Annotated in this window: 10 protein-coding genes; 6 read left to right on the top strand and 4 right to left on the bottom strand. The window is 56.0% G+C overall.

Going from position 1 to position 14,263, the window contains the following annotated elements:
• Positions 1–10: 10 nt before the first annotated feature.
• Positions 11–877 carry a transglutaminase family protein gene (locus tag SH678x_RS04740; RefSeq protein WP_496921738.1) on the top strand — a complete coding sequence of 289 codons (867 nt, stop codon included), beginning with the start codon at positions 11–13 and terminating at the stop codon, positions 875–877.
• Positions 878–925: 48 nt separating this feature from the next.
• Here the strand turns inward: SH678x_RS04740 and SH678x_RS04745 are convergent, their stop codons facing one another.
• The 4 genes from SH678x_RS04745 to purD form a co-directional block, all read right to left on the bottom strand.
• Positions 926–1,555, bottom strand: a complete 630-nt coding sequence (locus SH678x_RS04745; RefSeq protein WP_496921739.1) for a hypothetical protein — start codon at positions 1,553–1,555, stop codon at positions 926–928.
• Between the two features lie 232 nt (positions 1,556–1,787).
• Positions 1,788–2,012, bottom strand: coding sequence for a hypothetical protein (locus SH678x_RS04750; RefSeq protein ID WP_496921740.1), 225 nt, complete (start codon positions 2,010–2,012; stop codon positions 1,788–1,790).
• 130 nt (positions 2,013–2,142) lie between these two features.
• Positions 2,143–2,574 carry a hypothetical protein gene (locus tag SH678x_RS04755; protein WP_496921741.1) on the bottom strand — a complete coding sequence of 144 codons (432 nt, stop codon included), beginning with the start codon at positions 2,572–2,574 and terminating at the stop codon, positions 2,143–2,145.
• Positions 2,575–2,650: 76 nt separating this feature from the next.
• A complete protein-coding gene (gene purD, locus SH678x_RS04760; RefSeq protein WP_496921742.1) occupies positions 2,651–3,937 on the bottom strand; it encodes a phosphoribosylamine--glycine ligase in 1,287 nt (428 codons plus the stop codon).
• Positions 3,938–5,295: 1,358 nt separating this feature from the next.
• Here purD and SH678x_RS04765 point away from each other — a divergent pair.
• The 5 genes from SH678x_RS04765 (at position 5,296) to SH678x_RS04785 (ending at position 14,252) form a co-directional block, all read left to right on the top strand.
• Complete coding sequence (locus tag SH678x_RS04765) at positions 5,296–6,381, top strand: QcrA and Rieske domain-containing protein (RefSeq protein WP_496921743.1); 1,086 nt, start codon at positions 5,296–5,298, stop codon at positions 6,379–6,381.
• Between the two features lie 31 nt (positions 6,382–6,412).
• Entirely contained in the window at positions 6,413–7,189 is a 777-nt protein-coding gene (locus SH678x_RS04770; RefSeq protein ID WP_496921744.1) for a cytochrome b N-terminal domain-containing protein, read from the top strand.
• Positions 7,190–7,303: 114 nt separating this feature from the next.
• Positions 7,304–8,695 (top strand): cytochrome b family protein, encoded by a 1,392-nt coding sequence (locus SH678x_RS04775; protein ID WP_496921745.1) that lies wholly within the window; start codon positions 7,304–7,306, stop codon positions 8,693–8,695.
• Positions 8,696–8,788: 93 nt separating this feature from the next.
• Complete coding sequence (locus SH678x_RS04780) at positions 8,789–13,435, top strand: PDZ domain-containing protein (RefSeq protein ID WP_496921746.1); 4,647 nt, start codon at positions 8,789–8,791, stop codon at positions 13,433–13,435.
• Positions 13,428–14,252 (top strand): cupredoxin domain-containing protein, encoded by an 825-nt coding sequence (locus SH678x_RS04785; RefSeq protein ID WP_496921747.1) that lies wholly within the window; start codon positions 13,428–13,430, stop codon positions 14,250–14,252. The genes SH678x_RS04780 and SH678x_RS04785 overlap by 8 nt, the downstream gene beginning before the upstream one ends.
• Positions 14,253–14,263: the final 11 nt, after the last annotated feature.

Here is a 14,263-nt window from a genome sequence, read left to right on the forward strand (position 1 = left end):
TGAGCACACCATGGCACGCCTGCGAATTCTGCATCGCACGGAATATCATTACACCCGACCCGTTGAACTGGGACGGCATCGACTGGTGGTGCGCCCCCGCGAGGGGCACGACTTGCGGGTTGAAAGCATGAGCCTCGAGATCGAGCCGGCTCACGAGCTCGTTTGGTCGCGGGATGTGTTTGGCAATTCGGTGGCGATCGTGGACTTTCCTGAACCGGCAACGCTGCTCAAAATTGTGAGTGAGGTCGTCGTGTTTCGGACGACGCCGTTCCCGCACCAGCGACCACACGAACCGTGGCAAGTTGCTTATCCGGTGACTTACGACCCGCTGGAAATTACGTTCACTTCGGCCTATCAAGCGGCCTCCTATCCCGACGACGTAGAAGTGATTCGCGAATGGTTGGGGAAAGTCATTGCCGACCCAAACATCGAGGATGCCGAAGGGGTGGTGACGATGCTGGGCAAAGCGGTGCATGACCAGATTCACTACCAACGCCGCAGCGAAAAGGGGGTGCAAAATCCTGCATTAACCCTGCAACTGGCCAGTGGATCTTGCCGGGATATGGCCACGTTAATGATGGATGCGGCCCGTGTGCTAGGAATCGCCGCGCGATTTGCGAGCGGCTATCTCGATTGCCCCGCGTCGGAAGCTGGTCGTGCATCAATGCACGCTTGGACAGAGTTTTATTTGCCGGCACTTGGCTGGCGCGGGTTCGATCCCACGATTGGCGAGCCGACTTCGCTCAAACACGTGGTCACGGGTGTGAGCAATCATCCCCGCGGCGTGATGCCGGTGTCGGGGATGTTTGTCGGTGCGTCGTCAGATTATCGCGAGATGATCGTGCAAGTCACAACAGAAAAACTGCCGAGCGAATAAGGACTTCGCTCGGCAGTCAAAGTGCTCTGTTTTTAAGTGGTCCACTGATTACGGATGGACATGGACGTGGATGTGAGGGCCGTATCCATAGCCAAGACCTGGGCCCACACCGCCGAACGGATCGTAGTAGCCACCGTAACCTTGACCCCAAACACTTTTGTCGGCCATATTCTGCTCGCTGCGTTGGTTAGCATTTTGAGCAGTTTCTTGGATCGATTGCTCTTCGGCTTCAGCCGCTTCGTTCTCATCGCGGTTGATGTTGGCGTAATCCTGCTGCGTCTGGCTGTTCATGGACGCTGCACTCTTCAAATGTGCCTGTCGAGCAAGATTGAAATCGGATTGCTGCTGACGAATCATGTCTTCTTCGTGATTGAACTTGAGCAGCCACAGCTTCATTTGAGCGGGTGATAAATTCTCGAGCTCGGTCATATATTGCTCTTTTTCTTCGGGCGTAATCTTGGCCGAGCGATCGCAGTATTCTTGCACCCAAGCACGGGCACGGAGCATGGTGGGGCTGTTCCAAATTTGTTCCCGCTCGGCTGCACTGGCAGGATCGGCCGTGCTGGTGATTTGAGGCAAACCCGTTGGTGCGGGAACGGTATTCTGGCCAATGGCCAGCGTCGCGACAGCCAACAGGACGAGCGTCACGCAAGCAAGATTAGATAGTAAGCGGTTCATGGTTTCATCTCCCTAGTGAAAGCAGGTCGGCTGCAGGTCTTTGACGCGGTTGTTTCCGCTTCAATAACATACCACGGAGTCTGGGAGACTTTAGAAGCTTTACCGATCAGGCTGTAGAACTTGTAACGATTATCTGGAGGTCTGTGCATTTTTGAACACAAAAACCCCCGGCCATAAAAATATAGCCGGGGGCTCGTTGATTACCTCTTGCTAGGGCCTAACGGCCTGTCGCTCAGTCGCGGTCGCAGGTGTCGCCGCAATCGCAATTTTCGCAACTGCAATCTTCGCAGTTACAATTCTCGCAATTGCCATCGGCGCAGTCGCACGATTCGCACGTGCAGTTTTCGCCACAGCAGCAGCTACCTTGGGCGGCGGTGTTCGCCGACACGGTGTTAAAACCCAGGACCGAGGCGCCGGCAACCAACGCGGTGGCCAGCAATTTGGAAGTAAAAGACATGATCAATCTCCTGCGAGTCTGCTCGCATCAGAAAGGAATTTCAGAAAGTAATTAATGAAAAAAACTGTAGCTGACTCGCCGCAGCGAGTCGGAGTTCAAGTCCAAGGTCACAGACCTTGACTACAGTTCATTAATTCAGCCACACGCGATAGAGCGCATGGAGCCGCAGGGCAGGGTGGCCGGAGGGACTTTCAAATCCCCGAGCCAAATAGGCGGTAGAGGCAACCGGTGGGATCGTCGGAGGCAACTCGGCAATCGTGGCCGGTGCGGACTGCTCTTGCTGTGTCGATTCCGATTGTTGCGGGGCAGGTGTCGTTGGTGCCGGGGCATCGGTGCAGCAGGGGCAGCCAACATTGCAGACTGGAGCTGCAACCGTGTTAACACCAGCATGCCGAGCACAACAAGGTTTTTCGCTGCAGCACGATTTAGAAGATGAAGTTCGTTCGCAACAATTGCCTTCTTCTTGGCACGCACACGGCTGCGTCGCCCACGCGGGGACAATCATTCCCACGGAAACGAGGGAGAGCAGCAAGGCTCGGAAGTAAGGTTTGGCGAAGTTCATTGATCGTCCGATTTGTAGTACCACGTATTTAATTCTACGCGGAAAGAACGGATCGTGTTCAGATCAGTTTTGGCCGTTAATCTAAAGCCTTGTCGGAAATGTCTTTGCGGCACCAGGCCCCGTCCCAACGAATGCATTTAACAGCGGTATACGCCTGCAATTTGGCGGCCGAGATACTACTTCCCAGAGCCGTGACGCCCAGCACGCGCCCGCCGGTGGTGACCACTTGACCATCGCGTAGCTGTGTGCCCGCATGGAAAACCTTGGCGTCGGGCACTTTTGCAGCGTCGGAAAGCCCACGGATGACATGGCCTTTGGTGTAGCTGCCGGGATAACCTTCGCTGGCCATCACGACGCAGACAGCCGGGCGTGGATCCCACTTCAGGGGTGCCACTTCCGCCAGCCGTCCGTCAGCGGTCGCTTCGAGCACGTCCACCAGATCGCTTTGCAAACGCATCATCAGCGGTTGGCACTCGGGATCGCCGAAGCGGACATTGTATTCGAGGACCTTGAGGCCTTGCTTGGTGATCATCAAGCCCGCGTAGAGAATGCCTTTGAACGGTCGCCTGATGCGCTTAAGCTGATGGATCGTGGGAATAAGTACCTTTTCTTCGACCGACCGCATCAGCTGGTCGGTGATCAGCGGTGTCGGACTGTACGCTCCCATGCCACCGGTATTCGGGCCTTTGTCACCATCGTGGGCTGGCTTGTGATCTTGCGCGGCGGGAAGCGTGATAATCGTTTGCCCGTCGGTGATCGCCAGGACGCTCGCTTCTTGGCCGACGAGCCGGTCTTCGATGACGAGTTGGCTGCCAGCCGCGCCAAATTCTTGAGTGCCGGTGATCCGTTCGACCGCTGCGAGGGCTTCCTCGCGATTGGCACAAACGATGACCCCTTTTCCCGCGGCGAGGCCGTCGGCCTTCACCACCATCGGTAGGTCTTCGCGATCCGCGAGAAAGGATCGCGCGCTCTCGGCATCGCGAAACGTGCGGAAGTCGGCCGTGGGAACGTCGGCGTTGCGGAGCAGGTTCTTGCAAAAGACTTTGCTCGCTTCGAGTTCGGCGGCTTGCTTGCTGGGGCCAAAGGTGCGAATCCCGGCCGCAACAAAGGTATCGGTGATCCCCGCCGCGAGGGGCGCTTCGGGGCCGATGACGGCCAGATCGATGGCGTTTGCCTTAGCGAACTTCAAAAGGGCCGGGATGTCGGTATCGGCGATTTCGACGTTCTTGATCGGCAACGAAGTCTCACTGGCCGTGCCGGCGTTGCCGGGGGCGACGAACACTTGCGCAACGCGCGAACTTTGGGCGATCTTCCACGCCAACGCGTGTTCCCGTCCGCCACCACCAACCACCAAAACTTTCATCGCTTGCCTCGTCGTTGCCGCCTGCATGGCCTCGTGTTTCGTACCGCGAGATTTTACCGGAAATCGGTGGCGGAGGTAATCGGCGGAAATTGGCCGCGCCAGGGCGGCCAGCTTTCAGGTTTGCGAGGTTGGCCAGGTTTGCTTGGTTTGCAAGGCTCGAGCGCGGCAAACCTGAATTTTCGCGCGTGCGCCGGGGTCCCAACTTTCGTGACGAAAGTCTTGGGTTTTGTCACGTGGTCATGTCGCAAGTGTTGAGAGTCCAAACTCTTGCGGCAAGCACTCGTGCCAAAACGAGTCGACTTTTGGTCGAAACGCACGGTCAGCGCGTTCCAAAAGTGAACTCAACGTTTTCGATTGTCAAAGAACATGCCTAACCAAGGGCGAACACCATTATCGCGATTGCGAACCGCTTCGCCACAACAATTCTTGGCCGGGGGTGAAGATATTAAACCACGGAGACACGGAGAGCACGGAGGGGGCAACCACGAATAAAGCGAATGGCACGAATCAACCCGGCGAGCCGTAAACGTTAGTGACCGGAGAAAAATGAAAAACCGCTGATGGACGCTGATCAACGCTGATAGGACATAGTCTTGAATGCCGAAGGCATGGCAGCCAATAGCCAGGGGTTGAAGCGAGATGAGTTTCACGAATCTCGCTGATACCCCTGGACATCTAAAAACCATGATCTATCGGCCGAGCAGAACGCTTAGTGGACCGAACGCACGTAGCCGAGGCCGAAACTAGTCACGGTCTGTTTCGTTCTCGTAAATGCGCCGTCGGCATTTAGCACCAACGCCGCGAACGACGGATAATTCTTGATCGCCTACCAGGGGTGTCGTCGCTCAGGCTCCTTGACCCCTGGCTAATAGCTTTCATCCCTTCGGGATAGGGGTGATTCGTGTTGAACACTTCTTGTGCTGCGCACACCGCCTCGAATCCGGTTGAGCTTTCACGTCGTCGGTCCGATTTGCGGATGTCGTGTCGGTGTTACCCGTTTCTCGACCGTCGAGTCCGACCTCACAGAGGTCAGCCACAGGTCCCGAGGCGTCTATTACAGCGGAGATTGCTGCCGCCTACTGGCAACCCACAGCCATTCTGTTAGAAAAGGCGGTTGACAATTTGATTGTCGGACCTTAGCCTTACAAAGAGACATTGTGAAATTTGTCACAATGTTTATTGTGTAAATCTATCCCCACTCTAAGTTGTTTCTGGCAAAGACTTTAGGTCTCAGTCTTTGCCGGCAGCTCTTGGACGCGGGGAAGTTGTTCTCCCGTCAGGCGCGGTGGCACTGGCGTACGGTTCGTAGAAATCAGCCCCGCCATCCCTGTGGATGAAACCTGGGATATTGAATTCCTATGGCTGACAAGAAAAAGATGTCGGTTGCCGACATGATTGCCGCGGCTCGCAAGACCGACGGTGGTGACGCGCCTGCTTCTGGCGAAGCAGCAGCGTCTACTTCTGGCGAAGCGGCCCCGGCTGAATCGACCCCTCCCGCAGCTGAGGCCGCGGCGCCTGTTCCCGCGGCCGCGCCCGCTGCTGATAAGCCCAAGCCCGCCGCCGCTGCACCCATGAAGTCGGCTTCTGGCGGTCGTATGAGCGTTGCCGAAATGATGGCGGCTGCTCGTGCGGGTGGTGGTGGAACGCCGGCTCCTGCTGCTGCGGCTCCTGTCGAGAAAAAGGCTGCTCCGGCCGCTAAGCCGGCTGCCAAACCAGCTGCCGCCGAAAAGGTTGAAGCGGCGGCTCCCGTGGAGCGCGACTCCGCGAGTATTCTGACTGCGGCCCGCAAGGGTGGTAAGGCTGGCCCGATGTCGAAGGCCGAAGCGGCCGCGAAGGAAAAGTCGGATCCGACGGCCAAGGAAAAGCCAAAGGTCTTTGTGCCCCCCATGCCGGAAAAGCCGGCTTATGCACTACCGAAGCCAGTGGTCAAGGAAAAGCCGACCAAGGCCGAGGTCGACGAATCGCGCCGTAACTTTTTGAACATCGGCTTTTGGTCGTTGGGAATCGTCGGCTTCTTGTGGACGATGGCCTCGCTCAAGTTTTTGTTCCCCAACGTCCGTCGCGAACCGCCGAGCAAATTTAAGGTGGGCTTCCCCGACGCGTTTCCGCCCGGCCAAGTGCAAACCAAGTTCATTCCGCAGTTCGGTGTGTGGGTCGCCAATGCTGAGTTCAATGGCGTGCAGCAAATTTACGCCCTCAAGGCCGTCTGTACCCATCTGGGTTGCACTCCGAACTGGTTGGAAGCGGAGCAAAAATTCAAATGCCCTTGCCACGGTAGTGGTTTTTATAAGGACGGCATCAATTTCGAAGGCCCCGCGCCGCGGCCGCTGGAACGCTATGCGATCCGCATCGCCGACGACGGTCAGATCGAAATCGACAAGAGTCGCACGTTCCAAGAAGAAATGGGACAGTGGGAAGATGCCTCGTCCTTCATTCCCGTTTAGTTTTTAGCAAAGCACCAAACCCTAAGCAGCCATGCCAAGTCTCGGCGATACCATACGCGAATCTCAGATCTGGAAGAGTATCTTTCGTCATCCGATGCCGGTTGATCGCCGGAATCGTATCGTCGTGATGCTGACGAACTTCTTCCTGCACTTACATCCTGTTTCGATCAAGAAGCAGGGGATCGCGCTGTCTTATACGTGGTGCATGGGTGGAGTGACGTTCTTCCTGTTTTTGGTGGAAACGGTCACCGGCGTGCTGTTGATGTTCTATTACCGCCCGACGGTGGAGTGGGCGTACACCGATATTCAGATGCTCCGTGACGTGCATTCGCTGGGCATCTTGCGCGAAGTTCATCGCTGGGGAGCCCACGCGATGGTGATCACGGTGTGGCTGCACATGTACCGTGTGTTTCTCACGGGAAGTTACAAGCCGCCGCGGGAATTCAACTGGGTGGTCGGCGTGTTTTTATTGCTGCTGACTCTGTTGTTGTCGTTCACCGGTTACTTGCTGCCGTGGGATCAATTGGCCGTCTGGGCGATCACGGTGGGTTCGAACATGGCCCGTGCGACTCCTTTCCTGGGGCATGAAGGTCCCGGTCAGCAGTTACTGACGCTCGGTGGAGTGGACATGATTACCAACGCCTCGGACGCGCGATTTGCGCTGCTGGGTGCGCGCGAAGTGGGTGAAGAAACGCTCAACCGATTTTATATTTTGCACTGCATTGCGATTCCGCTCGGAGTGGCGCTGTTATTGGCGATCCACTTTTGGCGGGTAAGAAAAGACGGCGGCATTAGCGGACCGTTGTAAGAGATGAGACGCCGGAGGTCGGAGGTCAGGCAGCGAAGCTTGATCTGACCTTTGGCCCCCGAACCCCGACCCCTATTTGCTATGCACGGACTGTCAGAAGCTCAATTTCAGAATATGGTGGCCTCATTCCTGGGGCCCTATTACATCGCGCTGGCGATTATGAATGGGCTGGCTGCGCTCTATCTGTGGCGGTCGAACCAGGTGAAGACTTGGGCGTCGTTCCCGCTGCCGGGTGGCAAGGCTCTGGCGATTACGAATGCCTTGATCTGGCTGGTGGTGGCGTTGGTCTTTGCCGTGCTGGCCGGTATCGCAGGTAGCGGAAACACTTCGTTGGTTTCGCTGCCCGAAGCGTTCCGTGATGTGATCAATCAAAGCACCGGACCGGTGATCTACAGCGTCGGCACGACGGTGGTGCTGGTGATTCTGTTCATCTTCCGGGCGTTCTTTGTGAAGCCGGTTGTGGCTTGGGCGATTTGGAATTTGATGTGGTTGTTCCTCGGCTTGTCGATGACCGATCCCGATTTTTACGACATCGTGGCCAAGCCCGATAATGTGCCGATCGTGATGTTGGTGTTCTTGTTGGCGTTCTTCACTTGGCTGGCGACTTTTCGCGCCGTGGAGAATGACAAGCGGATCCGCAACGGCGAGCCCGTTTTGGAAAAGCTGGACGACGAGAAAATCTTGGTGTGGCCCGATTTGGTTTACACCGAATTGATCTGCATGATCGCGTTGACGGCGTTCTTGATCTTTTGGGCGATCTTGCTGCCTGCTCCGCTCGAAGAAGCGGCTAGTAGCGTGAAGACGCCCAACCCCTCGAAGGCCCCTTGGTATTTCTTGGGTCTGCAAGAAATGCTCGTGTATTACGACCCCTGGATGGCGGGCGTGGTGCTGCCGAGCATGATCGTCGCCGGTTTGATGGCGATTCCTTATATCGACTTCAATAAGAAGGGGAACGGTTACTACACGATCGAAGAGCGGCCGTTCAGCTATATCGTTTTCCAGTTTGGCTTTTTGGAAATGTGGATCACGCTGATCGTGCTGGGCACGTTGTTGCGTGGTCCGAACTGGAACTTCTTCGGGCCTTACGAGCATTGGGATGCGCACAAGGTGGAAGCTCTTAACAACGTGAATCTGTCGGAATACTTCTGGCAAAGGATGTTGGGAATGAGTTTGCCGGGGGCGCTCAACTTTGCCGATTTCCCGTCCTACTTGCAGCCACCGACTTGGCTGGCCGATTTCCTGAATCCGTTCCTGCAGTTCTTCAGCTTGCTGTTTGGCCGTGAGTTGCCGGGCACGCTGTTGGTGCTGGGTTACTTTATCGCGCTGCCGCCGATCATGGCGCTCACGATCTTCCGTAAGTTTTATCAGCGGATGGGCTTCATTCGTTTCATGGTGATGGCAAATTTGTTGCTGTTCATGGCCTCGCTCCCCATCAAGATGGTGTTGCGCTGGGTGTTCAACTTGAAATACCTGATTTCCATCCCCGAGTTTTTCTTTAATTTTTAAGAAGAGACGCTAGACGCAAGTGACTAGGCGCTAGCGAAGACATAACACGAAAACAACTAGCGCCTAGCGCCCAACGACTTATAACTGCTAACTATGCCCGCAAGCGAACAAACCTGGCGCGATCAAAAAGTGATGCATATCGTCTTCGGTGCAACGGCACTGGTGATGGTGATTGCCACACTGTGGTTGTTGGCCAAGGACCACAATCGCGAATGGAAAAAGACCCAGTTGACCAATCGCCGCAAGGCGGCCTGGGTCGTTCAAGCGCGCCACGATTCGATGGCCGATCAGTTCTCGGGCAAGATGGATACCTACGACGCCGATATCCGTCGTGCTAGTAGCGAACCGGTCGATCCCTCGAAGATTGATGAGTTCAAAAAGCTCGTTGAAGTCGAGAGCGACCGTTTGAAAGAGACGGCTCCGAATTGGGCCAAGCTCGACGCCGCGGTGACGGACGTGAATGAAGCAGCCACGGTCGCCGCCGAAGTTCGAGAAAAAGTGCAGGCCGTGGGTGAGGATGAAAATCCCGTTACCGATGACGACCTGATTGCGGCTGAAGAAAAGACGGCCAAGGAGCGGGTCGATGTTTTCAATATCTTGGACGACTACATTTCCGAAGCCCGCCGTCGTGAAAAGCAAATTGCAGGTCAGCGGAAGTTCGTAGCCGCGGATCGCACCGCCACCTTAAGCCAGTTGGGCTTGATGGTGGGTGAAGGGGCGAGTGAGAAGCGCAAGGCCGAGGTCCAAGAAAAGATTACCGGCTTCTCGGAGAAGATCAGCGAGTTGACCGAATCTCTCGCGGCGGCGAATAACTACCGCACGAGCTTGGACAATATTCGCGGCGACATTGATGCAACCCGAGCGAATCTCGATAAAGATCGCAGCGTGATGCAGACCGAGCTCAAGCGTTTGGCTGATCAAGCCAGCGCCATGCAGCCCACGGGGGCGAGCCGCTTGGGGGAATGGATCACGCGGTGGCCGATTCTTAACGCGCTTTACTCGGGCAATGTGCGGATCGATCAGATCTGGCTGCCGGATTTGACAATCAACTATAACTTCTCGCAAGCCGCGCGGTTTGATCGTTGCAAAACGTGCCATCAAGACATTTCCACGACCGCGCCGGGAACGGCCACGGATCCCGCGTTCCCGTCGCTTCCCGAAGAGCAACGCAACTTGACGTTGAAGCTGGCCACGCCCGATGAGGCGCCGAAAGAGAGTGATCTTCCGCAAGAAGAGCAAGTTCGCCAGATCTACGGTTTGGTGATGTCGAATGACTCACTCGTGGGCACTGAAACGCAAGCGATCGTGCATTATGTGCTTCCTGGAACTCCGGCCGCCGCGGCAGGATTGGAATCGGGCGATATCATCCAAGCAATCGACGGCATCGACAGCTACGACAAAGAAACAGTTGAAAACTATTTGCTGACGTTAGCCCAATGGGGCACGCCGGTGGAATTGAGAGTGCGTCGTGGTTTGGATCATCCCTACACGTCGCATCCACGTCTCGATTTGTTCCTGACCGACTCCAGCCCGCACCCCGAGAAGGTGTTTGGCTGTACGGTTTGTCACGATGGCCAGGGGAGCGGTACTTCGTTCGCTTGGACTTCGCACACACCTGACAATGCCGACCAGCAAGCGGAGTGGATTCGTGACTTCGGTTGGTTTGACAACCATCATTGGATCTTCCCAATGAAGGCGGCTCGCTTCGCTGAGAGCAATTGCTTGAAGTGCCATTACACCAAGGGCGAGCTCGAACCAAGTGAGCGCTTCCCTGATCCTCCCGCGCCGAAGCTGGTGCAGGGTTGGACATTGGTTGAAGATTACGGCTGCTTCGGCTGTCACGAGATCAATGGCTTCGACGGACCGACGCGACGGATTGGGCCCGACATGCGGTTGGAACCCAACTACAGCGAAGTCGCGCTCCAAACTCTGCGTGACACAAGTCTCAACGATCAAGAGCGCCAGTTAGCACAAGAGTTGGTCCTCTCGCCGGACAATAAGAGTATTCGCGAGCAATTGTTCACCGCTTTGAAAGCCGACGCCAAACTGGCTTCGTCATCGGAAACTCGGGCTGAAGCTCGGTTGCTGGAGACAACCCACAAGCTGGCCGATGGCTTGAAGGACGTCGAAGTTCCTGGCACCTACCGCAAAGTGGGGCCGAGCTTGCGATTCTTGAAGTCCAAGGTGGAATACGACTGGCTGTACAGCTGGATTAAGCTGCCCAAGGACTTCCGCCCCTCGACGAAGATGCCGCAGTTCTTTGGCCTGTGGGAGCATTTGGAGTCTGACCCAGCGGAATTGGAAGTTAGCAAGAAATACGAGGCGGTTGAAATTCGCGCCTTATCGGAATTCTTGCTCGCCAACAGTTCGGACTTCCAGTATCTGACCCCGCCCGGTGACGTGACCGAAGAAGCCTCGGCGGAGCGTGGTAAGTGGTTGTTTGAATCACGTGGTTGTTTGGCTTGCCATACTCACGACGAGTTCCCTGGCATTGCTGCCAATCAAGGACCGGACCTGTCGCGCGTGAGTGCCAAGTTCAGCAACGAAAAGGGCGCTTTGTGGCTTTATAGCTGGATCAAGCAGCCGAACCGTTATCACGTGCGGACGAAGATGCCCGAGTTGTATCTCGATCCGATTGCGGAAAAGGATGCCAACAACCAGCCGACCGGCAAGGTGACCGATCCGGCCGCGGATATTTCTGCGTTCTTGTTGGATCAAGTTGTCGATTGGCAGCCGAAGGATATTCCGGCTCGCGGTTGGGAAGGCCAAGAGCGCGAAGCTTTGGCCGATCTTGCCGTGGAGTGGCTCACCAGCGATGCGATCCCCACGAAGCGGGCTCGTGAGTTTGTGACCAAGGGCATTCCCGATTCGCTTGAGCCGAAGCTCAAAGCTGACGAAAAGTTGTTGCTCAAGAAAAACTTTGCCAACCCTACTGAGCAATTACAGAACTTTGTGGCCCGGCGGACGATCAGCAAGTATGGCTGTTTCGGTTGCCACGATATTCCTGGGTTTGAAGATGCCAAACCGATTGGTACTGGCCTGGCCGATTGGGGTCGCAAGGATAGTTCGAAGCTGGCGTTTGAAAACATTCATTCGTTCCTCGCCGGTCCGGGTAATCCCAAGGGGCATAGCGCGGAGACTCATGCAGCGGCAGATACTCACGCTGAGGCACCAGTGAAATCAGGTGATCCTGCGGCGGATTCGGCTCATGCTTCGACGGACGGGCACGTTGAAGATGAGCATGCTGGTGGGCACGGTCATCTTGACCCTGCTGACTTCGTCAACGACGGCATTAGCTATTACCTGCAAGCATTGGTGAGCCATTCGCGTGATGGATTTATTTGGCAGAAACTACGTGCCCCGCGGAGCTACGACTACAAGACGACAAAGAATAAGACCTACAACGAACGTCTTCGCATGCCGAAGTTCCCGTTCAGCGAAGAAGAACGCGAAGCGGTCATCACGTTTGTGCTGGGCTTGGTGAGCGAACCGCCTGCGGACAAGTTTGTTTATCATCCGAACGAACGTCAGAAGGCGATCGTTGAAGGCAAGGCCGTGTTGGAAACCTTCAACTGCGCCGGCTGCCATACGATGCGGATGGAAATGTGGGACGTGGCCTTCCACGACGGTGATTTTGAATCGCCGGTGGACGTGGTCGACTTCCCGTTCCTGGAGCGCAAGTTCTCGGAACAGGAAGTTGCCGAATCGTTGGTTCTCGATCCGCGCGGTCGTTTGCACTCGCGGTTGGTGGGTCAGCCGGTGATGAACGAAGAAACGGGCGAGCCACTTAAGGTCGATATCGACGGCTTGCCTATTGAGCCGGACGACATGGAGTCCGATCCCTATTACCGATTTACTTTGTGGCGGGACACGTTGATCGACGGCGAAGCTTGGTTCATGGGGATTCAAGATCCCATGGTGCCGGGAAGCCGAACCGATTACGGCCCTGCGGAAGGCGCTGCGTTCCCGGCTTGGGGTGGCGATTTAGCTCGCTACTTATTCCCGAAGGTGATCGCCCACGCCAAGCAAGCGAATCCTCAAGTGAAGGGTGCCGAAGCTTGGGGTTGGTTGCCGCCGCCGTTGATGATGGAAGGTGAAAAGGTCCAGACGGGTTGGCTGCACGCCTTTTTGATGGACCCCATTGCGATCCGCCCGGCGGTCGTGATGAGAATGCCGAACTTCCATATGTCGAGCGACGAAGCGGCCAAGTTGGTCGATTACTTCGCTGCGGCGTCGAACGCACCTTTCCCCTACGAGTACAACAAGCAGCAACGGCAAAGCTATCTTGCTTCGCAAGAGAAAGAACGTCCCGAGCGGTTTGCCGAGGCGATGAACATCGTGGTCGACGGCAACTACTGCGTGAAGTGCCATGCGGTGGAAGACTTCCAGCCGCAAGGCGACCCAACGACGTTTGGCCCGAATTTGGCGAACGTGCATCCGCGCTTGCGGCCTGACTATGTACGCGATTGGGTTGCGAATCCCAAGCGGATTCTGCCTTACACGGGCATGCCGGTGAACATTCCTTATAATCCGGATGCACCCTATTTGGGTGGCGTCGCGCAGAAGCTGTTTGAAGGCACAAGCCTGGAGCAGCTCAGCGGATTGGTTGACTTGTTGATGAATTTCGATTTGTATGCGAAACGGAAAACCCAGGTATCGCCTTTGGTGGAAGCGGCCGCAGCGGCCAGCGCTCCAGCACAGGCAACTCCTCCTGAATCCGGCGAAACTGGCGGTGAATAGCTTTCGTGCGGATACGGGTAGAGTAATAGGAGAAATGATGATGAACACGATCACACGATTCATGTTAGTCGCGGCTGCCGTTTGCAGCCTTACGGGACAAGTCAGCGCAGCGGAATGGGGTTCCTTGAAAGGGAAGTTCGTGGTGGACGGCTCGGTGGGCGAGCCGGTGAAGATCAACGTCACGAAAGATCCAGAAACTTGCGGCAACCACAACCTGGTCGATGAGTCGGTCGTAGTCGGCGACGGCGGAGCATTGGAGAACGCAGTGGTGTTTCTTTACAGCCGCAAGCCTGTGGACGTGCATCCCGATTTTGCCGCCGGTGCGAAGGAGCCCGTGGTGCTTGATAACAAAGGCTGCCGCTTCGAGCCGCACGTGCTCGCCGTTCGGACAGGGCAGCCCGTGCAAATCGCCAACAGCGATCCGATCGGCCATAACACGAATGCGGCCTTTGCTGTGAACCCTGCCTTCAATCAAATGATCACGACCGGAACTCCGGTAAGTTTAACTCTAGCCAAAGCAGAGCCGATTCCCGCTCCCGTGGCCTGCAACATTCATCCTTGGATGAAGGGCTACGTTGTTGTGCGGGAAGATCCCTACGTTGGGATTTCCAACGACAAGGGAGAGTTCGAGATCAAAAACATTCCCGTCGGCACGCACGAGTTTGTCTTTTGGCACGAAGCGAAAGGCAATATGAAGAATATGGCCTTGAAGGCAGGTAAGACCGATCGTCGTGGGCGGAGTAAATTGAAAATTACTGCAGGCGAGACGCTCGACTTGGGCGAAATCAAAGTCCCCGCGGCGGCTGTTGGTAAATAAGCGACGAGCAA

Source organism: Bythopirellula superficialaquae, assembly GCF_059632245.1.